We start from the raw sequence: 22,804 nt of genomic DNA, 5'->3' as shown, positions 1-22,804 counted from the left end.
GCCCGGAGTCAAGAGCAGTGCTCTCTGTTTCAGCGCACCCAGGCCGCCATCACCTCCGCCAGGGCCGCCGCGCCCCGGTGGCAGTCCGCGGCCTCGGCGAATTCGTGCGGGGAGTGCGAGACGCCGGTGGGGTTGCGGACGAAGAGCATGGCGGTCGGCACCCGCTCGGCGAGCACCCCGGCGTCGTGGCCGGCGGCGGTGGGGATCACCGGGACGTCGCCGAGGTGCGCGAGCGCGGCGCTCAGCTGCGCGCGTGGTTCCGGCGGGAACTCCACGACGGGCGAGCGGGACTCGGCCTCGGCCGTGAAGCCGATGCCGTCCCCGGCGGCGGCCTTGCCCGCCGAGGTCTCGATCTCGGTGACCAGGGCGGTGAGCGTGGCCTCGTCGGCGGCGCGGGCGTCCAGCCAGGCGCGGATGGCGGACGGGATGGCATTGGTGCCGTTCGGGGCGACCAGCACCTTGCCGAAGGTGGCGACGGCGCGGTGCTTCTCGGCGCTGCTGCGGGCGGCGTGCACGGCGGTGGCGAAGGTGAGCATGGGGTCGCGGCGGTCGACGAGGCGGGTGGCGCCCGCGTGGTTGGCCTCGCCGGTGAAGGTGAACTCCCAGCGGCCGTGCGGCCAGATCGCGGAGGCGAGGGCGAGCGGGCGGTCCACCAGGTCGAGGGCGCGGCCCTGCTCCACGTGCAGCTCGACGAAGACGCCGATCCTGCTGTCCAGCAGCGGGTCCGGGCCGAGCGCGGCCGGATCGCGGCCCGCTCTCCGCAGTGCCTCGGCCAGGGTGACGCCGTCGCCGTCGCGCAGCCGGAGGGCGCGCTCGGGGGCGAGCGCACCGGCGCTGAGCTGGGAGCCGATGCAGGCGACGCCGAAGCGGGCGCCCTCCTCGTCCACGAAGCAGGTGACCGCAACCGGCACCCGCGGTGTGATCCCCCGCGCGCGCACCAGGTCCACCGCGGCGAAGGCGGAGACCACGCCGAGCGGGCCGTCGAAGGCGCCGCCGTCGGGGACCGAGTCCAGGTGCGAGCCGGTGACGAAGGCGTTCTCCGGCTCCCCGGTCCAGCCGGGCGGGAGCCACCAGGCCCAGAGGTTGCCGTTGCGGTCCACCTCCAGGTCCATGCCGCGGGCCGCCGCGCAGCCGGCGAACCACTCGCGCAGGGTGCGGTCGGCGTCCGCCCAGGCGAAGCGGCGGTACCCGCCGGTGCCGGGGTCGCGCCCGACGTCGAGAATCTCGCCCCACAGCGGGTCGAACGCCCGCGCGGCGTCCGCTGTCGCGAACAGCCCCGTCATCACCCCACCGCTCCGGGGATCCAGGAGGTGCCCGCGAGCGGGACCCGCGCCATGGCCGACGCCTCGACCGTGAGCGCGACCAGATCCTCCGGCTCCAGATTGCGCAGGTGCGACTTCCCGCAGGCGCGGGCCAGGGTCTGCGCCTCCATGGTCAGGACGCGCAGGTAGTTGGCGAGCCTGCGCCCGCCCTCGACCGGGTCGAGCCGGGCCGCGAGCTCGGGGTCCTGGGTGGTGATGCCCGCCGGATCGCGCCCCTCCTGGAAGTCGTCGTAGCTGCCCGCCGCGCTGCCGAGCGCGGCGTACTCGGCGGCGTAGCGCGGGCTGTTGTCGCCGAGCGCGATGAGCGCCGCGGTGCCGATCGCCACCGCGTCCGCGCCGAGCGCCATGGCCTTGGCCACGTCGGCGCCGGTGCGAATGCCGCCGGAGACGACGAGCTGCACCTGCCGGTGCACCCCGAGCTCCTGGAGCGCCTGCGCCGCCTGCGGAATCGCGGCCAGCGTCGGAATCCCGACGTGCTCGATGAAGACTTCCTGGGTCGCCGCCGTGCCGCCCTGCATGCCGTCGACCACCACCACGTCCGCCCCGGCCTTCACCGCGAGCTTGACGTCGTAGTAGGTGCGGCTGGCGCCGACCTTGATGTAGATCGGCTTCTCCCACTGCGTGATCTCGCGCAGCTCCAGGATCTTGATGGCCAGGTCGTCCGGCCCGGTCCAGTCCGGGTGCCTGCACGCGCTGCGCTGGTCGATGCCCTGCGGCAGGGTGCGCATCCCCGCCACCCGCTCGGTGATCTTCTGCCCGAGCAGCATGCCGCCGCCGCCCGGCTTGGCGCCCTGGCCCAGCACGATCTCGATGGCGTCGGCCTGCCGCAGGTCGTCCGGGTTCATCCCGTAGCGGGAGGGAAGGTACTGGTAGACCAGCATTTTCGACTGCCCGCGCTCCTCCGGGGTCATGCCGCCGTCGCCGGTGGTGGTCGAGGTGCCCATGGCGCCGGCGCCGCGGCCGAGCGCCTCCTTGGCCTGGCCGGAGAGCGCGCCGAAGCTCATGCCCGCGATGGTGATCGGGATGTCGAGGTGCAGCGGGTGCTTGGCATGGCGGTCGCCGAGCACCACGTCGGTGTCGCAGCGCTCCCGGTACCCCTCCAGCGGGTAGCGCGACATGGAGGCGCCGAGGAAGAGCAGATCGTCGAAGTGCGGCAGCCTGCGCTTGGCGCCCCAGCCGCGAATGTCGTAGATGCCGGTCTCGGCCGCGCGCTGGATCTCGGCGATCACGCCGCGATCGAAGGTGGCGGATTCCCTCGGCAGGGTTCCGGTCATCGGGGCCTCCTCAGTACGCGTTCGCGTTGTCGACGTGGAAGTGGTACAGCTCGCGGGCCGAGCCGTAGCGGGTGAACTCGGCCGGGTCCGCGTCGAAGCCCGCGGCGGCGAGCAGCTCGGCCAGCTCGGCCAGGTGCTCCGGGCGCATGTCCTTGCGCACGCAGTCGGCGCCGAGCGAGGCGACCCGTCCGCGCACGTAGAGCCGGGCCTCGTAGAGCGAATCGCCCAGCGCCTCCCCGGCATCGCCGAGCACGACGAGCCTGCCCGCCTGCCCCATGAACGCGCTCATGTGCCCGATATCGCCGCCGACCACGATGTCCACGCCCTTCATCGAGATGCCGCAGCGCGCACCGGCATTGCCATCGATCACCAGCAGCCCGCCGTGTGCGGTCGCGCCCGCCGACTGCGAGGCGTCGCCGCGCACCCGCACGGTGCCGGACATCATGTTCTCCGCCACCCCCACCCCCGCGCTGCCGTGCACGGTGACGGTGGCGCGCTGGTTCATGCCCGCGCAGTAGTAGCCGACGTGGCCCTCGATGGTGACCTCGACCTCGTCGTTCAGCCCGCAGGCAAGGGCATGTGCCCCGCGCGGATCGGTGATGGTGAGTTCGGCCGGGCGCTCCGCTCCGGCGAGCAGCGCGTTCACCGCCCGCACCCCCGCGGCGGTCGCGTCGATGGTGCGACGGCTCCGCACCGGCGCGGCCCCGGCGCGACCGGTCTCGACCGGTGCGCCTTCCGCGTCGGCGGTGCGGCTGCCCGCGCGCGCGACGAGCGCTCCGGCCTCGGTGCCGCCGGGCGCCGGGACCCCTTCCCCGGCGCGGGCCATGTCTCGGCTCACTGCGGTCGGCGCCATACGTACACCTCTTCCGGTTCGGGTTCGAAGATCCGGGCGTCGGCGACGCCGGGCAGCTCGGCCAGGGCGCGGTACTCCGACGCCATGGCCACCCAGCGATCGGTCTCCGCGACGATCGCCGGTTTGCAGGAGATGGCGTCGCGCACCACCGCGAAGGAGTCGGCGGTCGACACCAGCAGCGTGTAGAAGCCGTCGAAGGCCTCGTTGAGCAGCAGCAGCGCCTTCTCCAGGTCGGCGCCGGCGGCCAGCTGCCGCGCGACGAACCGCGCCCCCACCTCGGTGTCGTTGTCGCTGTCGAACTCGACTCCGGCGCGCTGCAATTCGTGCCTGATGCTCATGTGGTTGCTGAACGAGCCGTTGTGCACCAGGCACTGCCCCGGCCCCACCGAGAACGGGTGCGACCCCTCCGCGGTGACCGCCGACTCGGTCGCCATCCTGGTGTGCGCCACCCCCTGCCACCCTTGCGCGGCGGGCAGCCCGAAGCGGTGCGCCAGCTCGGTCGGGTTTCCGACGCCCTTGAGCACGGTGAGGTCGGCGCCGAAGCCGATCACCCTGGCCGCGGGAGCGGTCGCGCGCACCGCCGCGATCAGCGGCTCGTGCGCCACCGGGCCGTGCAGCACGACGGTCGGGGTCAGGTCGTGCGCCTCGATCGGCGCACCGAGCGCGGCGCTGAGCAGCGCGGCGAGTTCGGCGGCCGGGAGCGGGCTGTCCAGCACCGAGACAGTGGCATGCCCGGGCGGCGACCAGACCGGGTCGCCGTAGACCGCCATCCCGGCCGAGTCCGGCCCGCGGTCGCACATCTGGTCTAGCATGCCGGTGAGCAGCTCGCCCAGCCGGGAGTAGAGGGTGGCGTCACGCAGGTGAAGCCCGACGATTCCGCACATGGCGCTCGCTTTCAGAAGGCGGTGAGGTAGGTGTCGATCTCCCAGTCCGAGACCGTGTTGTGCCAGGCGAAGAACTCCGCCCGCTTGGCCTGCGCGAAGTAGGCGGCGACGCCGGGGCCCGCGATATCGAGCGCGGCGGTGAGCACCGGGTCGGCCTCCAGCGCGTCCATGGCGTGCACCAGCGTCATCGGCAGGTCGGCGGCGGCGCTCGCGCCGAGCGGGCCGGGGTGCGCGGCGCGCTCGACCCCGTCCAGCCCGGCCGCGATGGTGGCGGCGGCGGCCAGGTACGGGTTGGCCGAGCCGTCGGCGCCGCGCAGCTCCACCCGGTTGCCGTCCGGGACGCGGAGGAAGTGCGTGCGGTCGTTGCCGCCGTAGGTGGCACGCCGCGGCGACCAGGTGGCGCCGCTGGTGGTCGAGGTGGCGCCGGTGCGCTTGTAGGAGTTCACCGTCGGCGCGATCACGCCCTGCAGCGCGCAGGCGTGGTCGAGGATGCCTGCCAGGAACGAGTAGGCCAGCGGCGAGAGCCCGAGCCCCTGCGGGTCGGCGCCGGGGAAGAGCGGGGCGTCGTCGCGCCACAGCGAGAGGTGCAGGTGCATGCCGGAGCCGGTCCGGTCGGTGAACGGCTTCGGCATGAAGGTGGCGGTCATGCCGCGCTTCTCGGCGAGCACCGAGAGCAGGTAGCGGGCGGTGATCACCCGGTCGGCGGTGGTCATGGCGTCGGCGTAGTCGAAGTTCTGCTCGAATTGGCCGTTGCCGTCCTCGTGGTCGCTGGCGTAGTTGCCCCAGCCGAGTGCGTTCATCGCCGCCGAGACCTCGGTGAGGTGGTCGTACATCCGGGTGACGTCGCGGGCGTCGTAGCAGGGCTGGGCGCTGACGTCGGCGGCGTCCGCGGTGGCGAGCCTGCCGCTCGCCCGGTCCACCAGGAAGTACTCGATCTCCGCGCCGACATTCACCGCGTACCCCAAGGCCGCGGCGCGGGCCAGCGTGCGCTGCAGGATCACCCGGGGCGCGAACGGCCACGGCTCGCCCTCGACGTGCGGGGTGCAGTGCACCAGCGCCAGCCCGGGGCGGACGAACGGGATCGGGGTGAAGGAGGCCGGGTCGGGCAGCGCGATCAGATCGGGGTCGCGCGGCTCCTGGCCCATCATCCCGGCGGCGTACCCGGCGAAGCCGACGCCGTCCCGCTCCAGCCGGCCGATCGCCTGCACCGGAACCAGCTTGGCGCACGGCTTTCCGGAGAGCGTGGTGAAGAGCGCGAGCACGAAGGTGGTCTCGGACTCGCGGGCCAGCTCGGTCAGTGAGGGAGTACTGGTCGGGAGGGCGGAAACGGTGGCGGTGTCGGACATGCGGGTGCTCCTGGAGGGTGGGGGAATCAGCGCATCTGGCCTGCGCCGCGGTACGGGTGCGGGCTGGTGAGCGGCGCGCCGTCGGCGAAGCGGCGGAAGCGGAAATCGGCGGGGTCGACATTCGGCAGCGTGGTCGCGCCGTCCAGCAGCAGCTCGGCGGCGAGCCGCCCGACGGCGGGCGAGATCTTGAAGCCGTGCCCGGAGAAGCCGGTGGCCAGGAAGAGCCCTGCCAGCGGCGCGGGACCGATGATCGGGTTGTAGTCGGGGGTGACGTCGTAGGCGCCGGCGTAGCTGCCGGTGATCCGCGGGGCAGGCATGGCGGGGAGGCGGTGGTCCAGCTTGCCGATCACCGTCTCGACGGTGCTGTCGTCGGCGCGGTTCGGGTAGTCGTCGGGGTCCAGGTACTCGACCTCCGCGTGGTCGCTGTTGCCCGCGAGGAGCTCGCCGTTCGGCTCGCGGCACAGGTACTGCAGGCTCACGAGGTCGGAGAGGACCGGCACCTCGGGGGTCGGCTCGCCCTGGTCGACCAGGACCAGCTGGGCGCGCTGGGCGCGGACCGGGACGTCCAGCCCGAGCGGCGCGGCCAGCGCGGGGACCCAGGGCCCGGCGGCCAGGATCACGGTGCCTGCCGCGATGGTCTCCCCCGCGGTGGTGCGGACGCCGGTGACGGTGTCGCCGTCCCGCAGCAGCTCCGCCACCTCGGCGCCCTGCCGGATCCGGACGCCGAGCCTGCGGGCAGCGGCGGCGTAGGCCATGCCGGTCAGGTACGCCTCGCCGCGGCCGCCGAGCGGCTCGTAGGCGAAGGCGGCGAAGTCGTCCAGCCGCAGCCCCGGCCAGAGCTCGGCCATCTCGTCGTGGCCGATGAAGTCGACCTCGATGCCGAGCTGCTGCTGCATGGCGACATTGGCCTTCAGCGGGTCGACATTGTCCGGCCCGACCCCGATCACGTAGCCGCAGCGGCGGAAGCCGAGGTCGTCGTCGAGGATGTCGCGAGCCCGGCCGAAGACCTCGACCCCGTACCAGGCCATGGCGGCAAGCGAGGCAACTCCGTAGTGGCAGCGCACCACCCCGCTGGACTTGCCGGTCATGCCGGAGCAGAGCGTGGCCCGCTCCAGCACCAGCACATCGGTGGCGCCGCGGTCCGCGAGCGACCAGGCGATGGCCAGCCCCTCGAGTCCGCCCCCGACGATCAGGTACTCGGCGGCAGCACCCATGAACCGGCCCTCGATTCTCATGTAGTGAATCAATGTGTAACCACATGAAACGATGGGATCGTGACGTCACGATCGCGCCGCCGTTACGACTGTGTTGCGCCACGCGCGCGGTCACGCGCCCGCGTTACCGGGATGAACCGGCCGAATCGGGCGCGGATTAACTCGCGGTTCACCGCGTGACTATTACGCGCAACATTCGACAGCGTTTACTGCTGTTCAACCGCACAGAGCTGCGGCCGCAAGCATCCGGCACGACGGACGTAGGTGAGTTCAATGACAGAAGCCCTGGCGGCGGCCAATACCGCCTGGATTCTCGCCGCATTCACAGCGGTGGCCCTGATGGTCGCGGGCCTGGCGCTGTTCTACGGCGGCATGGTGAGCGTCCGCAGCACGCTGAACATGGCGATGATGGTCTTCGGCGCGCTGGCCGTGGTCGGCGTGCTGTGGATCGTGTTCGGCTACTCCGTCGCCTTCGGCGACTCGGTGGGCGGGCTGCGCCTGATCGGCAACCCGCTGGAGTACCTCGGCTCCTCGAAGCTGCTGGAGGCACCGGCCGAGCCGGGTTTGCCACCCGCGCTCTTCTCGGCATTCCAGCTGCTCTTCGCCGCCATCACGGTGGCGCTCATCGCGGGCGCCGTCGCCGACCGGATGAAGTTCGGCTCCTGGATGCTCTTCGCCGGGCTCTGGGCGACCTTCGTGTACTTCCCGGTGGCGCACTGGGTCTTCGCCTTCGACTCCGCCGACGGTTCGGTGCAGGGCGGCTGGATCGCCAACTCGCTGCAGGCCGTCGACTTCGCCGGGGGCACCGCGGTGCACGTCAACGCCGGTATCGCCGCGCTCGCGCTGATCCTGGTGCTCGGCAAGCGGGCCATCTTCCCGCACGCGCCGCGGCCGCACAGCCTGCCGCTCACCATGCTCGGCGCGGGCATCCTGTTCTTCGGCTGGTTCGGCTTCAACGCCGGCTCCGCGCTGGCCGCGGGGAACAGCGCCGCCGTCGTCGCGCTGAACACCATGGCCGCCGCCTGCGCAGGCATCTGCGCGTGGCTCGTGGTGGAGAAGCTGCGGCACGGCCACGCCACCTCGCTCGGCGCCAGCTCCGGGCTGATCGCCGCGCTGGTCGGCATCACCCCCGCCTGCGGTGCGGTCTCGCCCATGGGCGCGCTGGTGGTCGGCGCGGTCTGCGGCGCCGTCTGCTGCCTGGCCATCACCATGAAGTTCCGCTTCGGGCTGGACGATTCGCTCGACGTCGTCGGCATCCACCTGGTCGGCGGCGTCATCGGCACCATCCTCATCGGCCTGCTCGCCGACCCCGCCGCCCCCTCCGGCGCCACCGGCCTGTTCTACGGCGGCGGTTTCGGCACACTCGGCAAGCAGACCGTCGCCGTCCTCGCCGTCCTCGCCTACTCCTTCACCGTCACCTGGATCATCGCCAAGATCATGGATCTCACCATGGGGCTGCGGGTGCCCGCCGACCACGAGACCGAAGGGGTGGATGTCCGGGTGCACCGGGAGAGCGCGTACGTGCTGGAGGCGGTGGAGCTCGCCGACGGGCGGGTGGAGCCGGTGGCGGCGGTTGTCGCGGCCGAGGAGATCACCGAGAAGGCGGCCGCGCCGGCCACCACCTAGGTTTCACGTAAAACATTGAGCCGCACCGTGTGCCGACGCGGTGCGGCTCAGTGCTGTCCGGGGTCCGGCAGGCGGGCGTACAGGTACATGTCGCGCGGTACGCCGTCGATCTTCTGCCAACGCCGAAGCAGACCCTCGCGCCGGAGTCCGGCGGACTCCGCTGCGCGCCACGAGCCCTCGTTCCACGGCTCGACGTACAGCTCGAGCCGCGAGATCCCGTCCAGCGTCGCACCCCAGTCGCTGAGCAGCCGCAATGCACGTGTCGCATAACTTCGCCCGCGGTGGTCGTGCTCGACCCAGTAGCCGATCGACACCCGGCCGTGCGCGATATCGCGGCGCCACAGCCCGATCTGCCCCACCGCGGTATCGCTCGCGGCCTCCGCGATGGCGAACGACCACCCCTCCCCATCGGCCGCGCGGCGGTGCTGCCGCAGCACGAAATCCCGTCCGGCCACCTCGTCCCCGGTCACCGGACCGAGGTGATCGAGGGGATGTGCGGATCCCTGCCCGCCGCGACGATCAGGTGCGCGTCGGAGGTCGCGAATGGGCGCAGGCGGATCCCGCCCGCCTCGAGCACCGGAACCACCGAACTCTCCACGGTCTTTACTATGCCTCGACCGCACGTAAATCAAATCTTGACAGCGCCCCGCCATGTAAACGTATTCTTGACGACGTGGAGATATCGGACTCTGCGCGCAAGCACGATGTGGCCGATGCCGACATCCTCCACGCCTGGGAAAACGCTCTCCGGTACATCGAACTCGAGATGTACGGCGAGGACCGGCTCCTGGTCCTCGGCCCGAATCACGCCGGCCGGATGCTCGAACTGATCGCCGTCCCGGTGGGCGGACCGGCTCGGATCATCCACGCCGACATTATGAGAGCCAAGTTCCACAAGTATCTGAGGTGATGCCGAGATGACCATCGTGAACACCGGAAGGCGCTCCGGGCACAAGCCGTCGACCGCACTGCTGGCGTCGGCGGTGGCACCGCGGCGTCCGGCCGTCCCGTTCGATATCAGACACGATTTCGGTGCGGCGTTCTTCGTCGCCTACTCGTCCGCCCCGGCCGGTCGGCGCGGATCCCGCGTGGGCCCGGAAGTCCTGTACCAGCGGCTTTTGCAGGAGCGGAACACCGAAACCGCACCTCCGGAGCCGACCGCGGGCGACCTCGATTCCGTTCTGGAGCAGTTGGATCCGGACACCGCCCCGGCCAGGGACGCCGAGCACTTCCGGCACATCATCGAGGCTCGCAAGAAGCTGGCCGATGCCGAGGCCGAGCTGCGCTCGGCGGTCAAGCGGGCCAGGCAGGCGGGTGACTCGTGGACGGTGATCGGAGCGGCGCTCGACACCTCGCGCCAGGCCGCGTTCCAGCGATTCGGCAAGGACTAGCCATTCATCCAACCTCTAGACTCGCACCCATGCGTGAACCGGCCCGGCAACGGGAGCACCGCGACACCGGTGACCCGGCCCCGGTGGACCGCGAGATCCCGCGCGACGTGCAGACGGCGGCGGGGCTCGAGCACGTGATCGGCAGGCAGGTGCGCAGCCTGCGGCTGGCGGGCAGCATGTCGGTTGTGGAGCTGGCGGCCAAGGCCGGGATCTCCAAGGCCATGCTGTCGAAGATCGAGAACGCGCAGACCTCGTGCAGCCTCGGCACGCTGGCGGGGCTGGCCAAGGGGCTGGACGTGCCGGTGACGTCGCTCTTCCGCGGCGCCGACGCCACCCGCGAGGCGGTGTACACGCGCTCGGGCAGCGGGGCGGTGATCGTGGGGCGCGGCACCAGGGTCGGCCACCACTACGAGCTGCTCGGCGCGCTGCGCGGGCAGCACAAGCGGCTGGAGCCGGTGCTGGTGACGCTCACCGAGGCCAGCGAGACCTTCCCGCTCTTCCAGCACGCGGGCACCGAACTGCTCTACATGCTGGAGGGCGTCATGGTCTACGGCCACGGCGACTCCGAGTACACCCTGCGCCCCGGCGATTCGTTGCTCCTGGACGGCGAGGGGCCGCACGGCCCGAACGAGCTGGTCCGATTGCCGATCCGCTTCCTGGCCATCACCGCCTACCCCGACAACCACGTCGAGCGATGACCACTGCCCTCGGCCTCGCCCTCCCCGGCAGCGTCCTGCTCCTCCTGCTCGGGGAGCGGTGACCCCGGTCGCCATTGATTGCCGCCCCGCACCCGGTGTGACACGGTGGAGGTGAGCCCCCGACCAGGGGCTTCCGGACGAGGGGTGCCGTACCCGGAGTGCGACAAGACGGCCCGAGGAGGGTCGACATGTCGTGGCTACTTCTGGTGATCTCCGGCGTCCTCGAGGCCGTGTGGGCGACCGCGCTCGGCCGCTCCGACGGCTTCACCCGGCTCACCCCGTCGCTGATCTTCGGCGTGGCGCTGCTCGCCAGCATGGCCGGGCTCGCGCTGGCCATGCGGGAGCTGCCGGTCGGCACCTCGTACGCGGTCTGGGTGGGGATCGGCGCGGTGCTCACCGTCGTCTACGCCATGCTCACCGGCGCCGAATCCGCCTCCCTCGTCAAGACGCTGTTCCTGGTCATGATCGTGGGCGGGGTGGTCGGGCTGAAGCTCGCGCACTGAGCCTCACTCCGAGATGTCCAGCTCCTCGCCGGTCTCCAGCAGCGACTTGAGGCCGGAGAGGATGCTGGGCCAGCCGCCCTGGATGCCCTCCAGCACGGGGCTGCCCGGCGCGAAGCCGTCGTGCACCACGGTCAGCTTCACGACCTCGCCCTGCTGCTCCAGCTCGAAGGTGACGGTGGAGCGCGGGTCGGCGGCCCAGCGGTCGAGTTCGTCGGCGGGCAGCCCGACCTCGGCGGCGAACTCCGCGTCGATGGTGTGCCAGGTGTAGGCGAGCAGCCGGTACGGCTCGGCCTCGACCACCACCTGGCTCTCGTCGGCGTGCGACCAGCCGCCGTGCGTCCAACGCATGGTGGAGCCGGGCCGCCAGTCGGTGTCGAAGGTGGCGCCCCAGTACCGGCTGGTGAAGGCCGGGTCGGTGAGCGCCTGCCAGAGCCGCTCCGGCGTGGTGCGGATGTAGGTGGTGTAGACGAAGGCGGTCTCGGTGGTGGTCATCGGCTCCTCCAGAGCGTTTTTCAGATCGGCGAGCACGCGGACGCGCCCGCGGTGGTAGCGGTCGATCCAGCGTTCGGTGATGGCGTCGAGCGGGGCGGCATTGAGGTGGTGCAGCTTCTCCCGGCCGCGGCGGCGGGTGGCGACCAGGTTCGCCGCCTCCAGCACCGCGAGGTGCTTGCTCACCGACTGCCGCGCCATGTCCAGCCCGGCGCAGAGCTCGCGCAGGGTGAGCCCGTCGGCGGCGCGCAGGGTGTCGAGCAACCGGCGGCGGGTGGGGTCGGCGAGTGCGCGGAAGACCGCGTCGTCCTGCTCCATACCCGTCCTCCCGATAGGCAACCTCGCGGCTGCCTATTCGACAATAGGCAGCCGAATAGCTGCCTGTCAATGCCAGTCCTGCTGGACCGGATCGCCATGCTGCGCGCCGAGCGCGGGGTCTCCCGGCGCGAGCCGGCCGAGGCGCTCGGCGTGCACTACCAGACCGTCGGGTACCTGGAGCGCGGCGAGTACAGCCCGAGCCTGCACCTGGCGCTGCGGATCGCGGCGTACTTCGAGGGGGCCGTGGAGGTGGTGTTCGCCACGGCCCCCTTTCCGCGGATCGGCTGAGCCGGTTCAGGAGCCGCGCATGAGCTCCAGCACCGAGACCGGGCGGCCCGCGGCGCGCGAGGCGTCGAGGCCGCGCTGCCACCACGCCATGGCGGCGTGCGAGAGTCCCGCGTCCACCCCGGCGTCCTCGCTGGCGTCCACGATGTGCCGCGCCCCGGCGATCATCATGCGGTACATGGATTCGTCGTACCCCGCACCGGCTTTCGCCGCCGCCACCGAGTCCGCCATGAACTGCGGATAGGCACCCGCCGAGCGCTGCGCGTAGGGCAGGAAGCGGTCGATGTCGTGCCCGCTGCGCTCGATCACCGCGAGCGCCTGGTCGAAGGCGAGCAGCCACGGGTGGAAGGTGACGAGCAGGGCCTGGTAGAAGACCTGCGCCACACCGTCGTCGGGGCCGAGGTACTCGGGCGGGCTGAGCGGGCGCAGCAGGTCGCGGTGCCGCTCGAAGACCGCGGCCGGGCCGCCGTAGAAGATGTACGAGGCCGGGTGCGCGATGTCGTCGCCCGCGGACATGACACCGCCGGAGAGGAATTCGGCGCCGTGCCCGCGCACCCAGGCCGCACCGCGCCTGGTGTGCTCCGGCGAGTCGGAGGAGAGGTTCACGATGGTGCGGCCGGGCAGCGCGGCCGTCGCCTGCCCGAGCACGTCGTACATGGCGGGGTAGTCGGTGAGGCTGAGCACCGCGACCTCGTTGGCGGCGAGCGCCTCCGCCACCGTCTGCGCGGCGGTGGCGCCGAGTGCGACCATCTCGTCCACCCTGCCGCGGCTGCGATTCCACACCGTCACCGCGGTGCCCGCGGCCAGGAAGGCGCGCACCATGGCGCGGCCCATGGGGCCGAGACCGATGACGGTCACCGACGTTGTCTGCGGCATTCTTCGAGCCTTTCGCTGGTCTGTCGGGAAGTTCGGCGCCGGTTCCGATGCTGGTCGCGGCCGGTAGCATCGACAAGGGCGCACGTCGGGGCGGGGCTACCCCACCCGCGGGTACGTGACCTGGTCAGGAGGCGGCGGTGGAGAGCAGCGGTGACGCGGATCACGAGGTCTGCGGGATGTCCGTGGCCATCGATGTGGTGGGCGGGAAGTGGCGCATGCACCTCATGTGGGTGCTGGGCGAGGGGCCGCGCCGGTTCGGGGAGATCCGGCGCAAGCTGGACGGGGTGAGCGAGAAGGTGCTCACCGAGAATCTGCGGCACCTCGAGACGGCCGGGGTCGTGCACCGCGAGGTGTTCCCCGAAGTGCCGCCGCGCGTCGAGTACTCGCTCACCGACCTCGGTGAATCACTCCGGGTAGCGCTGCTCCCCCTCGAAGACTGGGGCGACCGCCACCGCGACCACGTGGCCCGATGCGAATTGAACGCCACCTTCGCCCCCACCTGACCACCCCGGGGGGCGAGTCTTACGAGCCCCGTTCGCGGCCCGTCTCGTCGCCGAGCGCTCGAAGCGCATGCGGCGCAGCCGCGAGTCTCGAGCGCTCGGCGGCGAGACTCCCCGCGGCCGCGAACACGCCCGGCGGAGCCGGGCCATCAAACCCTCGCGCGCAGATAGTGCTCGGCTATGCGTTCGCCGACGCGAACCAGCAGAGGCCGGGCCTGCGCTATGCAGCGGGCCGGGTCGGATTCGAGGTCGGTGAGCGGGTGACACCCCGCGAACCCCGCCTCCTGCACCTGCTCGGGGGTGAGCAGCGAGCGGCCGGGCGTGACGACACAGGGCACCCCGGCGGCGGTGGCGGCGGCGAGCACGCCGAGCGGCGCCTTCCCGCGCAGGCTCTGCTCGTCGAACGAGCCCTCGCCGGTGACGACCAGCGCGGCACCATTGACCAGGTCGGCGAAGCCGAGCAGCTCGAGCACCACATCGATCCCGCTGCGCACGGTCACCGGCATGAGCACCGCGAGTGCGCCGAGCACCCCGAACCCGGTGCCACCGGCCGCGCCCGCGCCGGGCCGCACGGCGGCATTCCCGTACCGCTCTACCGGGAACGCCTCCCCGACCACCCGCGCCCAGTTCGCCAGCGCCGCTTCCAGAATCGCCAGCTCCGCCGGCCCCGCCCCCTTCTGCGGCCCGTACACCGCGACCGCCCCCGCGGGCCCGAGCAGCGGATTGTCCACATCGCAGGCGAGGGTGAGCCGGGAGCGGCGCAGCAGCGGGTGCAGCCCGCCCGCGTCCAGCCGGGCCGCGTCCGCGAGCGCCGCGCCACCGGGCGGCACCTCCGAACCCCGCGCGTCCAGAATCCGCGCCCCGAGCCCGCGCAGCAGCCCGGCCCCGCCGTCCGAGGAGGCACTGCCGCCCAACCCGAGCACCAGGTGCCGCACCCCCGACTCCAGCGCATGCGCCAGCACCGCGCCGAGCCCGTCGGAGCCTGCCCCTAGCGGATCGAACCGCCCCGCGGGCAACTTCGCCGCGCCGACCACCGCCGCCAGCTCCACCACCGCGGTATCGCCGCGCACGGCGTAGGAGGTGGGCGTCGCGGCCCCGGTCGGCCCCGGTGCGACGAGCTCGACCCGCCGCCACCCCGCCGTCACGAAGGCATCGACGGTCCCGTCACCCCCGTCGGCCACCGGCACCCGGTGGATCCGGGCGGCGGGCACCGCCCGCACCACCCCGGTCGCCAGCGCGTCGGCGACCTCGGGTGCACTCGCCGACCCCTTGAACTTGTCCGGGGCGAGAACCACCCGCGGACTCGGTTCGCGCGTCATCGGCCCATTGTGGAACCCGGCGCCCCGGCGCGCACCTCGGACACCCGGCGCTACGGCAGCGGAGCCTGGTCGGCGCGGTCGATGCCGACCTCGCCGGTCTCCAGGTACCGCACCACCGCGTCGTCGACCACGCCGTTGCCGCGCCCGAAGGTGCCGTGGTCGCCGCCCTCCACGGTGATCAGCGTGCCGTGCACCGCGCGGGCCAGCGCCGGGCCGCCCTCGTAGGCGGTGAGCGCGTCGTGGCGGCTCTGCAACAGCAGCGGCGGGGTTTCCAGCGCGGCGCCGTCCACCGCGATCGGCTTCGCCACCGGCCGCCACGACCCGCAGTTCATGCCCGCGCGGACCAGGTTGGCGCGCGCCTCCATGGCGCTGCCGCCGGAGGCGATGGTGACCGCGGCCGCCGCGATCAACTCCGGCCGCGGCTCGATCGCGTTCTCGTTGCAGGTGATGGCGGTGAAGACCACCTGGCCGGTGGGGTCGGAGCTGCTCGTGCCCTCCAGCGCCAGCAGTTTGCCGGTATTGCGCGGGTCGGCATTGGCATCCGCCATGGCGCGCGCGAAGTGCGGCCAGAAGGCGCGGGTGTAGGTGGCGACGGTGGTCGCGCCGAGCAGCGGCACCTGCGCCGAGGTGCCGCCCGCGACCAGCGTGCGGGTCAGGTTCTGCACCTTGCCGATCTGCTCGACGCTGCCGTTGAAGCCGTCGCGGGCGACCTCGGCGAGTGGCTCGGGCAGCGCGCCGGGCAGGTCGGTGACGGAGGCGGGCGGCGGGGTCAGGTTGGCGTACCAGCCGCCGCCCTGGTCGGCCACGAGCCGCACCCAGTTCCGGTACACCTGCAGCGGGGTGCCGCCGAGGCCGTACTCGGCGTCGTGCTCGGCGATCCAGGCGAAGAGGTCGTCCAGCCGCTGCTTGCCCGCCACCTGCTGCTGGGCGAACTCCTCGGTCCAGATCCAGCCCGGGTTGACATTGGAGTCGAGCACCATCCGGCCGGTGTGCTCGGGGAAGAGCGTCGCGTAGACCGCGCCCAGGTAGGTGCCGTAGGAGGTGCCCAGGTAGTCGAGCTTGTCGACGCCGAGCGCGGCGCGCACGGCGTCCAGGTCGCGGGCAGTGCTCTCGGTGGTGATGGTGTCCAGGTACCCCGGCAGCGCCGCCTCGCAGGTGGCGCGCAGTTCGTCGCGGGGGCGCAGCGCGATGTCTTTGACGCCCGGCGGCGGCGCGGGCTCGGCGCCGGTCGGCTCGACCGCGCAGTCCAGGGGGGTGGACCAGCGCATGCCGCGCGGCTGCACGGCGATCCGGTCGTACTGCTTCATGGCCGCGGGAAAGCTGTCGATCCTGCGTGCCCAGTAATCCAGCGCGTCCGCCCCCGGACCGCCCGGGTTGGCGGCGATCACCCCGCGCTTGCCGCCCTGGGCCGGGACCCGGCTGACGGTCAGTTCGATCCGCGCGCCGTCCGGATCGGCATGGTTCATCGGGACCTCGACCACCGCGCACTGCACGCCGAGACCAGCGGGCACCGCCCCCTCCGGGCAGTCGCCGAAGGCCACCGCCGGCGCCGCCGCGGCGGGCGCGAGCAGGGCGGGGGTCGCCGTTGCCGCACCGAGCAACCCGGCTACCAGGAGCGCGGCCAGCCCGGCCGCGCGCTGTGCGCTCGTCATCTTCCGTCCCTCCCGGGCCCGCGCCGCGGCCACCCCGAGCTCGCGTACCGGGCGGCGGGCCACAAGCATTCTGTGCGGCCGCGGCGGGTTGGACAAGTCCACCGGCGGGATTCCGTCCCCTTTCGCCTCGGTGCGGGTCGCGCGGAAACGCTCGCCGCGAACCGGATTCGAGCGCGCGATCGCGCCCCGCACCGAGTAGCGTCGAGCCATGGCGATCGAGGTCCGCACCAATACTGCTCTGGAGCGGTTCGAGCTCTACATCGACGGGGTTCTCGCCGGTCATGTCGCGTACCAGGACACCGCCGCCGAGCGCGCCTTCGTGCGCTCCGAGATCTACGCCAACCCCGACCGCGGCCACGCCGCCACGCTCTTCGAGGCCGCGCTGCGCGATACCAGGGCGCAGGGCTTCGAGGTGCTGCCGATGTGTCCGCAGGTCAACCGCTATATCGAGGGCAGGGCCGAGCACGTGGCCGCGGTGCCCTCGTGGGCCCGCAGCCAGTTCGGGCTGCCGACCTAGTAGGCGGCGACCGCCCCGTCCAGCGCGAGCTGCAGGTCGGCGCGGACCAGCCGGGAGATCTCGGCGGGCCGGGTCGGCAGCTCGGTCACCGGCTGCCCGAAGTAGAAGGAGGAGCCGACCACCTCCTGCTTCGACGGCTCGGTGCCGTCACCCCGCCCCTGGCCGTAGCTCAGTGCCAGGCTGAGCAGGGCGGGTGCGGCCCCGAGCTTCTGCGCCCGGAAGGCGATGTGGCCGATTCCGCTGCCCACCGGCTGCACCCGGCTCGGGTCGACCACATTGCAGGTGCCCTCCGGGAAGACCGCGAGGTGATCGCCGCGGGCCAGCCGCTCCGCGCAGATATCCATCATGCGCTGACCTGCGGCGTTCACCGCCCTGATGCCGTGGTCCTTGCCGCGGAACACCGGGATCGCGCCCATCATGTCGACCTGCTTGCGCAGCTTCGGCTCGACGAACAGCTCGTCCTTCGCCAGCACCCGCACCCGCCCGATGAGCCGCCGCAGCGGGCTGCGCCAAGCCGCCGCCGCCACCGTGTACGGATCGTGCCTGGAGAGGTGGTTGACCGCGATCAGCACCGGCCGCCCCGACCGCACCAGCGCCTTGACCGCCTCCGGCGCGCCGGCCGCGAAGTACACCCGCGGCCGGAAGCGGCGCGCCAGAAACGCGTACGCCGCCAGTGCCTTCGCCCGGTTCTGCCGGTGATCGCGGTAGAAGTCGTAGACGGTGTCGAAGTCGTCCAGGAGCACCTCGGGCGGTCGCATGGCACGACTCTACGACGCCGGGCAGCCGCTTTCCCACCGCAGAGGGCAAGCGCATCGGGCCTGCAACTGCGATGATGTCCGGGTGGCACGCGCAGACGACCCCGACGATCGCAGGACCCGCGGGCACGGCGACCACGGTCGCCGCGATCACCGCCCGGGCGAGCCCGCCGTGCGGGCGGGCAGTCTGCTGGTCTCCGCCATCGACCTCTCGGAGCCGACCTTCCGGCGCACCGTCATCTACGTCATCGAGCACAACGAGGCGGGCAGCCTCGGCGTGGTGCTGAACCGCCCCAGCGACACCGCCGTGCACGACGTGCTCCCGCGCTGGAGCGAGGTGGTCTCCGCGCCGCACACGCTCTTCGTCGGCGGGCCGGTCAAGCGGGACGCCGCGCTCTGTGTCGCAACAGTCCGGGTCGGCGCCACGATCGCCGGGGTGACCGGCCTGCGCCGGGTCGACGGCCGCGTGGTGCTGGTCGACCTGGACGCCGACCCCGCCGAGATCGCCCCGCTCATCGAGGGCGCCCGCATCTTCGCCGGCTACGCCGGCTGGACCTTCGGGCAACTCGAGGGCGAACTGGACAACCACGACTGGTACGTGGTCTCCGCGCTCCCCGCCGACCCCATCGCCCCCGGCCGCACCGACCTCTGGGCCCGGGTGCTGCGCAGGCAGCCGCTCCCGCTCTCGCTGCTCGCCTCGCACCCGATCGAACTGGAACGCAACTAGCCTCGTGTAACTCCTCGACAGAGGAGGACAACCGTGCCCTACCCCCCACTCCGGTGAGCCGATGGACGCACCGGACAAACCGGCGGCCCCGACCCCGCCCCCAACCCACCCGGAGAACGCGCCGTGGGCAGCGACCACCGACCGAGCCGAACTCATGGCCGTCCTCTACCGCGAACACGCGGCGGTGCTCTGGCGCTACACCCTCGGCCTGGTCCGGGATGCCGGGCGGGCAGAGGACATCGTCCAGGAGACGCTGCTGCGCGCCTGGCAGCGCCCCGCGGTGCTCGACCAATCCACCCACTCGGCCAGAGCCTGGCTCTTCACCGTGGCCAGGAACCTCGCCGTGGATGAACACCGCAGCGCCCGCAACCGGCGCGAATTCCGCACCGACGCGCCCCCCGAGCAGGCCACGCCCGACCACTCCGACCGCGCTCTGGACGGCTGGCTCGTCGCCGACGCACTGGCCCGCCTCGGCCCGGACCACCGCGAGGTGATCGTGCGCGCCTACTATCGCGGGCTCTCGACCCAGCAGATCGCCGACGAACTGGGTATTCCACCCGGAACGGTGAAATCCCGGATGCACTACGGCATGCGGGCCCTACGTCTCACATTGCAGGAAATGGGGGTGACGAACCGATGACCGACTTTGTCGACGACTACACGACGTGGGATGCCGCCTATGTGCTCGGGTCGCTCACTCGCGCGGAACGGTTGGAGTTCGAGGAGCACCTGGAGGGGTGCCCGCGGTGCCGTTCCGCCGTCGCTGAGCTGGCCGGGATGCCAGGGCTGCTCGGGTTGGTCGAGGCGGAGACCGCGCTCGGACTCGGTGCCGAGGATTCCGGCCTTCCGGAGATCGCTCGGAACACCGCGTCGCCCCCTCCTGCGGACGCCCCGGCCGTGCCCGACACAGCGCTCCCCCTGGACCGCCCCGGCCGGGAGCCCGCCCCACCCGCCGACCTGCTCCCCCGCCTCGCCGCTGCGAGCGAACGCAAGCGCCGCCGCTCCCGCTGGGTCACCGCGGGCGCCGCCCTCGCCGCCGCGGCGGCCGCCGTCGCCATCGCCGTCCCGGTGGTCGCCGCGGTGACCGCGGACCAGGACTCGGTGCGCACCGAGCAGGTCTTCGCGGAGCGCACGATGGAGCCGCTGCGCGCCAGCCCGGTCTCGGCCGACTTCCGTCTCGTTGCCGACGGCGACCGGACGCGGGTCGAGATGACGTGCAGTTACGCCGGGACCGGTGCCAGCTACACCTGGGAGTTCGGCCTGGTCGCCACCGGTGTGGACGGGACCCGGTGGAATCTCGGTCAGTGGCCGGCGGGGCCGGGTGATGTGGTGACGCTGGAACGCACCGTTCCCACCACCCCGGACCGGATCCGGAGTGTGGAGATCACCTCCGCCACCACCGGGGACACGGTGCTCCTCGGCACGGTCTGAGGATGTCGGTCGCCCCCGTTCGGTCGGGACGGGGGAACACCTGCGCGTCCCCAAAATCGACACGTGCCCACGAGACTCAAAGTGATGCCAAGACCTACCCTCCGCCCGGCATCCACAAATGAACCGAGCAGACCGGCGGTTGAAAGTCCGGGCGGCACATCTGCCTTTGAGCTGGCCGTTATTTGCCGTGGTGTTTCTGATACTCACCAGCCAAGGCAGCTGGCCTGGCAATAGCGATCCCTGGAAGGGGTGTTCTGGCCGTCGATAACCAGGCCGGATTGCAAGTCAGGCTCCTGAAAGCGCAGCACGGGCCACTCGACACTGCGAGGTGTCAGTCGTTCGAATGACACGGCGGGGTGGGCTTTTCGGCTAGGTTTTGCGGGTTCGCCAGGTCGGTGGTGTACCGCCGGGCCTGGTTCGTCGGTGGAGTGGGGAGGATTTCGTCGTGGTGGAGACGGTGGCGGCGATCGTCGCGCAGGCACTGGCAGCCGGTGCGGTCGCGGGATTGGGTGACAGCGCTCAACAGGCGGTGGCCGATGCCTACCAGAAGCTGAAGGGGATCGTGACGGGCCGCTACGGGCAGGTGGATGTGACCGCGCTGGAGCAGCGCCCGAACTCCGAACACCGCCGCGTCGAGCTGGCCGAAGACCTGGCCGCCGGCGGTGCCGATCAGGACGGCGAGTTGCTCGCGGCGGCGCAGACGCTGGTCGCGATGCTGCGCGCGCACGAAGCCCCCGCCGGCGCCACCGTCGGTGTGGACTTGGAGCAGATCGAGGGCGCTGCGCTGCGGATCAAGCAGGTCGACTCGACTGGGACCGGCGTCCGGATCTCGCGTGGCACATTCAGCGGCGAGATTGAGATCGGCTCAGTGCGGGTTGGGCACCAGGAGCCCAAGGACCCCACCGCGGCGCCCCGGTAACACCCCGCCCGGAAGCGCCACCACCCGGCATGGGCTTCGGGGGCAACACCTACGTTCTCCAGGGCATTCGTGCAGGAAGGATCGCATTCAACGGCACCGGTACGGCTGCGGCGGAGCAGCAGCCGATTGTGAGCCCGCTCGTTGTCGGCCGGATTCCCAACGAGCCGCGCAGTTTCGTGGTCCGCCCGCAGACGGCTCGGCTAGCGGCAGAGTCCAGCGGGTCCTGGCGGGTGGCGCTGGTGACCGGAATGCGTGGGGCCGGCAAGACACACGTGGCAGCCGCGTACGCCCGCAATCGGCTGGCGCGCGGAGTGGGATTGGCCGGATGGGTGAACGCCGGGTCCGACGACACGCTGTATGCCGGGCTGGCCGAGGTGGCGTTGCGCCTCGGCACCGCCGACCCCGGAGACGATCCGGTGAAAGCGGCGTACCGACTGCGCGATCACCTCGCCACCCAAGCCGAGGCCGGGCTGCTGGTCTTGGACAACGCCACCGATGTCGACCTCGTGCGCGAGCTTCTGCCAGCCTCCGGTAACACCCAGATCGTAATCACCAGCACCGTACGCAGCTTCACCTCGCTGGCCGATCTGCTCGTCGACGCCGGCACCGGCTACTCCCGCAACCAGTCGGTAGCCTATCTGAACTCGGTCACCGACCTCAACGATCCGCCCGGTGCGGCCGCAGTCGCCGCCGAACTGGGAGACCTTCCGCTTGCGCTGGCGACCGCGGCGGCCGCGATCGCCGCTTCCGGTGCGACCTACACGCGATTTCTACAGCGCGTCCGCAGCCAGCCTCTGCCCCGGGCATTGCGCCACCGCGTAGGCCAGGAACATCGGCTGCGCGTCGACCAGGCGATCACCCTCTCCCTCGATGACGCCCGGATCCCGACCGGCGACCCCGGCCTCGACACCACCATCAGATGGCTGCTGGATCTGTTCGCCGTGTTCGACCCTGCCGGGATCGGCCGCGAGCTGCTTACCCACCCGGACCCCGAACTCGATGAATGGATTGACGATGCCATCGACCACTGCGTCCAGCGATCCCTGCTGACCTGGTCGACCGGCAGAGACTCGCTGCTGGCGCACCGGCTCACCGCCCGTGCGCTTCGCGAGCAGATCCTCGACGCCGACCATGCCGAGACCGTCCTCACCGCCGCACTTGACCTACTCGAGCCTCACCTATTCGACGAAGACGAGGCATGGGCACGGCGACTCGAAGGGACGCGCCTGGTCGACCACATCGACGCCATCACGAGCAGCGGACTACCCCGCCGCGTAACTCCGGCATCACGAAGCCGAATCCTCAAAACTCAGCGATGGGCCACACGCCAGCTCACGACAACTGCCGTCCTCACACGGGCAATTGAACTTGCGCACGCCACCCTCATTGAGCACGAACAGATCCTCGGATCCAAACACCCTGACACCCTGAACACTCGCCACAACCTCGCCGACGCCTACCAGGAGGCAGGGCAGGTGACCTCGGCGATCGATCTATACGAGCAGGTACTCACTGACCGCCGCCGCATCCTCGGCGACGACCACCCCCACACCCTGAACACCCGCAACAACCTCGCCCTCGCTCACCAAGAAGCAGGGCAGCTGACCTCGGCGATCGATCTATACGAGCAGGTACTCACTGACCGCCGCCGCATCCTCGGCGACAGCCACCCCCACACCCTGAACACCCGCAACAACCTCGCCGACGCCTACCAAGAGGCAGGGCAGGTCAGCTCGGCGATCGATCTGTATGAGCAGGTGCTCACCGACCGCCGCCGGATCCTCGGCGAGGACCACCCCGACACTCTGAACACCCGCCACAACCTCGCCCACGCCTACCAGGAGGCAGGGCAGGTCGGTAAAGCGATCGAGCTGTTCGAGCAGGTGCTCACCGACTACCTGCGAG

26 protein-coding genes and 1 riboswitch are annotated in these 22,804 nt (G+C 71.6%); of the genes, 13 read left to right on the top strand and 13 right to left on the bottom strand.

Annotated elements, in window-relative coordinates; genetic code table 11:
• Positions 1 to 29: 29 nt before the first annotated feature.
• Genes NH2_RS26610 through NH2_RS26585 form a run of 6 tightly spaced genes read right to left on the bottom strand, consistent with a single transcriptional unit; the run spans position 30 to position 6,893 of the window.
• The gene (locus NH2_RS26610) at positions 30 to 1,283 is read right to left on the bottom strand and encodes an allantoate amidohydrolase (RefSeq protein WP_067660259.1); all 1,254 of its coding nucleotides are present in this window, start codon (positions 1,281 to 1,283) and stop codon (positions 30 to 32) included.
• Positions 1,283 to 2,596, bottom strand: coding sequence for an FMN-binding glutamate synthase family protein (locus tag NH2_RS26605; RefSeq protein ID WP_067660256.1), 1,314 nt, complete (start codon positions 2,594 to 2,596; stop codon positions 1,283 to 1,285). Before NH2_RS26605 ends, NH2_RS26610 begins: the two co-directional genes overlap by 1 nt.
• Before the next feature lie 10 nt (positions 2,597 to 2,606).
• Positions 2,607 to 3,449, bottom strand: coding sequence for a GltB/FmdC/FwdC-like GXGXG domain-containing protein (locus NH2_RS26600; RefSeq protein ID WP_245650785.1), 843 nt, complete (start codon positions 3,447 to 3,449; stop codon positions 2,607 to 2,609).
• Complete coding sequence (locus NH2_RS26595; protein WP_067660253.1) at positions 3,431 to 4,333, bottom strand: class II glutamine amidotransferase; 903 nt, start codon at positions 4,331 to 4,333, stop codon at positions 3,431 to 3,433. The genes NH2_RS26600 and NH2_RS26595 overlap by 19 nt, the downstream gene beginning before the upstream one ends.
• Positions 4,334 to 4,344: 11 nt before the next feature.
• A complete protein-coding gene (gene glnT, locus NH2_RS26590; protein WP_067660249.1) occupies positions 4,345 to 5,679 on the bottom strand; it encodes a type III glutamate--ammonia ligase in 1,335 nt (444 codons plus the stop codon).
• 26 nt (positions 5,680 to 5,705) lie between these two features.
• Positions 5,706 to 6,893 (bottom strand): NAD(P)/FAD-dependent oxidoreductase, encoded by a 1,188-nt coding sequence (locus NH2_RS26585; protein WP_067660246.1) that lies wholly within the window; start codon positions 6,891 to 6,893, stop codon positions 5,706 to 5,708.
• A 273-nt stretch (positions 6,894 to 7,166) separates the two neighbouring features.
• On the opposite strand from NH2_RS26585, the gene NH2_RS26580 reads away from it, so the two are divergent.
• Complete coding sequence (locus tag NH2_RS26580; protein WP_067660243.1) at positions 7,167 to 8,519, top strand: ammonium transporter; 1,353 nt, start codon at positions 7,167 to 7,169, stop codon at positions 8,517 to 8,519.
• Positions 8,520 to 8,566: 47 nt separating this feature from the next.
• Here NH2_RS26580 and NH2_RS26575 read toward each other — a convergent pair whose 3' ends face one another.
• Both NH2_RS26575 and NH2_RS30260 read right to left on the bottom strand, forming a co-directional pair.
• Positions 8,567 to 8,989 carry a GNAT family N-acetyltransferase gene (locus NH2_RS26575; protein WP_218021749.1) on the bottom strand — a complete coding sequence of 141 codons (423 nt, stop codon included), beginning with the start codon at positions 8,987 to 8,989 and terminating at the stop codon, positions 8,567 to 8,569.
• Complete coding sequence (locus NH2_RS30260) at positions 8,986 to 9,117, bottom strand: hypothetical protein (RefSeq protein ID WP_281202069.1); 132 nt, start codon at positions 9,115 to 9,117, stop codon at positions 8,986 to 8,988. Before NH2_RS30260 ends, NH2_RS26575 begins: the two co-directional genes overlap by 4 nt.
• A 75-nt stretch (positions 9,118 to 9,192) precedes the next feature.
• Between NH2_RS30260 and NH2_RS26570 the strand changes: the two genes are divergently transcribed.
• The 4 genes from NH2_RS26570 to NH2_RS26555 all read left to right on the top strand — a co-directional run bounded on the left by NH2_RS26570 (position 9,193) and on the right by NH2_RS26555 (position 11,111).
• Positions 9,193 to 9,429 (top strand): BrnT family toxin, encoded by a 237-nt coding sequence (locus NH2_RS26570; protein WP_067660240.1) that lies wholly within the window; start codon positions 9,193 to 9,195, stop codon positions 9,427 to 9,429.
• 7 nt (positions 9,430 to 9,436) lie between these two features.
• Complete coding sequence (locus NH2_RS30030) at positions 9,437 to 9,910, top strand: arginase family protein (RefSeq protein WP_245650784.1); 474 nt, start codon at positions 9,437 to 9,439, stop codon at positions 9,908 to 9,910.
• A gap of 29 nt (positions 9,911 to 9,939) precedes the next feature.
• On the top strand, positions 9,940 to 10,608 hold the full coding sequence (locus tag NH2_RS26560; RefSeq protein ID WP_067660237.1) for a helix-turn-helix domain-containing protein: 669 nt from the start codon (positions 9,940 to 9,942) through the stop codon (positions 10,606 to 10,608).
• A 110-nt stretch (positions 10,609 to 10,718) separates the two neighbouring features.
• A riboswitch (guanidine-III (ykkC-III) riboswitch) is annotated at positions 10,719 to 10,786 on the top strand.
• A 10-nt stretch (positions 10,787 to 10,796) separates the two neighbouring features.
• On the top strand, positions 10,797 to 11,111 hold the full coding sequence (locus tag NH2_RS26555) for a DMT family transporter (protein WP_067660234.1): 315 nt from the start codon (positions 10,797 to 10,799) through the stop codon (positions 11,109 to 11,111).
• Positions 11,112 to 11,114: 3 nt separating this feature from the next.
• Here NH2_RS26555 and NH2_RS26550 read toward each other — a convergent pair whose 3' ends face one another.
• The gene (locus NH2_RS26550; RefSeq protein ID WP_067660231.1) at positions 11,115 to 11,918 is read right to left on the bottom strand and encodes an ArsR/SmtB family transcription factor; all 804 of its coding nucleotides are present in this window, start codon (positions 11,916 to 11,918) and stop codon (positions 11,115 to 11,117) included.
• A gap of 69 nt (positions 11,919 to 11,987) precedes the next feature.
• On the opposite strand from NH2_RS26550, the gene NH2_RS26545 reads away from it, so the two are divergent.
• Complete coding sequence (locus tag NH2_RS26545; RefSeq protein ID WP_067660228.1) at positions 11,988 to 12,206, top strand: helix-turn-helix transcriptional regulator; 219 nt, start codon at positions 11,988 to 11,990, stop codon at positions 12,204 to 12,206.
• A 6-nt stretch (positions 12,207 to 12,212) separates the two neighbouring features.
• Here NH2_RS26545 and NH2_RS26540 read toward each other — a convergent pair whose 3' ends face one another.
• The gene (locus tag NH2_RS26540; protein ID WP_067660225.1) at positions 12,213 to 13,079 is read right to left on the bottom strand and encodes an NAD(P)-dependent oxidoreductase; all 867 of its coding nucleotides are present in this window, start codon (positions 13,077 to 13,079) and stop codon (positions 12,213 to 12,215) included.
• A 176-nt stretch (positions 13,080 to 13,255) separates the two neighbouring features.
• On the opposite strand from NH2_RS26540, the gene NH2_RS26535 reads away from it, so the two are divergent.
• The gene (locus NH2_RS26535; RefSeq protein WP_157103990.1) at positions 13,256 to 13,582 is read left to right on the top strand and encodes a winged helix-turn-helix transcriptional regulator; all 327 of its coding nucleotides are present in this window, start codon (positions 13,256 to 13,258) and stop codon (positions 13,580 to 13,582) included.
• A 146-nt stretch (positions 13,583 to 13,728) separates the two neighbouring features.
• On the opposite strand, the gene NH2_RS26530 is transcribed toward NH2_RS26535, so the two are convergent.
• Both NH2_RS26530 and NH2_RS26525 read right to left on the bottom strand, forming a co-directional pair.
• Complete coding sequence (locus tag NH2_RS26530) at positions 13,729 to 14,898, bottom strand: glycerate kinase (RefSeq protein WP_067660219.1); 1,170 nt, start codon at positions 14,896 to 14,898, stop codon at positions 13,729 to 13,731.
• A 50-nt stretch (positions 14,899 to 14,948) separates the two neighbouring features.
• Positions 14,949 to 16,550, bottom strand: a complete 1,602-nt coding sequence (locus tag NH2_RS26525; RefSeq protein WP_067660355.1) for an alpha/beta fold hydrolase — start codon at positions 16,548 to 16,550, stop codon at positions 14,949 to 14,951.
• Positions 16,551 to 16,758: 208 nt separating this feature from the next.
• Here NH2_RS26525 and NH2_RS26520 point away from each other — a divergent pair, with 208 nt between their 5' ends.
• Entirely contained in the window at positions 16,759 to 17,067 is a 309-nt protein-coding gene (locus NH2_RS26520; RefSeq protein WP_067660216.1) for a GNAT family N-acetyltransferase, read from the top strand.
• On the opposite strand, the gene NH2_RS26515 is transcribed toward NH2_RS26520, so the two are convergent.
• Positions 17,064 to 17,825 carry a lysophospholipid acyltransferase family protein gene (locus NH2_RS26515; RefSeq protein ID WP_067660213.1) on the bottom strand — a complete coding sequence of 254 codons (762 nt, stop codon included), beginning with the start codon at positions 17,823 to 17,825 and terminating at the stop codon, positions 17,064 to 17,066. The genes NH2_RS26520 and NH2_RS26515 overlap by 4 nt on opposite strands.
• An 82-nt stretch (positions 17,826 to 17,907) precedes the next feature.
• On the opposite strand from NH2_RS26515, the gene NH2_RS26510 reads away from it, so the two are divergent.
• The 5 genes from NH2_RS26510 to NH2_RS26490 form a co-directional block, all read left to right on the top strand.
• Positions 17,908 to 18,549, top strand: a complete 642-nt coding sequence (locus NH2_RS26510) for a YqgE/AlgH family protein (RefSeq protein ID WP_245650783.1) — start codon at positions 17,908 to 17,910, stop codon at positions 18,547 to 18,549.
• A 61-nt stretch (positions 18,550 to 18,610) separates the two neighbouring features.
• Positions 18,611 to 19,189: a sigma-70 family RNA polymerase sigma factor gene (locus NH2_RS26505; protein ID WP_084505919.1), complete on the top strand. Its 579-nt coding sequence runs from the start codon at positions 18,611 to 18,613 to the stop codon at positions 19,187 to 19,189.
• Positions 19,186 to 19,980, top strand: a complete 795-nt coding sequence (locus tag NH2_RS26500; RefSeq protein WP_067660207.1) for an anti-sigma factor family protein — start codon at positions 19,186 to 19,188, stop codon at positions 19,978 to 19,980. Before NH2_RS26505 ends, NH2_RS26500 begins: the two co-directional genes overlap by 4 nt.
• Positions 19,981 to 20,425: 445 nt before the next feature.
• Positions 20,426 to 20,899 carry a Het-E N-terminal domain-containing protein gene (locus NH2_RS26495; RefSeq protein WP_067660204.1) on the top strand — a complete coding sequence of 158 codons (474 nt, stop codon included), beginning with the start codon at positions 20,426 to 20,428 and terminating at the stop codon, positions 20,897 to 20,899.
• Positions 20,900 to 20,928: 29 nt separating this feature from the next.
• A partial coding sequence (locus tag NH2_RS26490) for a tetratricopeptide repeat protein (RefSeq protein WP_084505918.1) occupies positions 20,929 to 22,804 on the top strand: 1,876 nt, incomplete at its 3' end.

Origin of the sequence: Nocardia harenae NBRC 108248, from assembly GCF_001612885.1 — a bacterium.
In the GTDB taxonomy this organism is placed as follows: Bacteria; Actinomycetota; Actinomycetes; order Mycobacteriales; family Mycobacteriaceae; genus Nocardia; species Nocardia harenae.
This window is presented reverse-complemented; position numbering and strand designations above follow the sequence as displayed.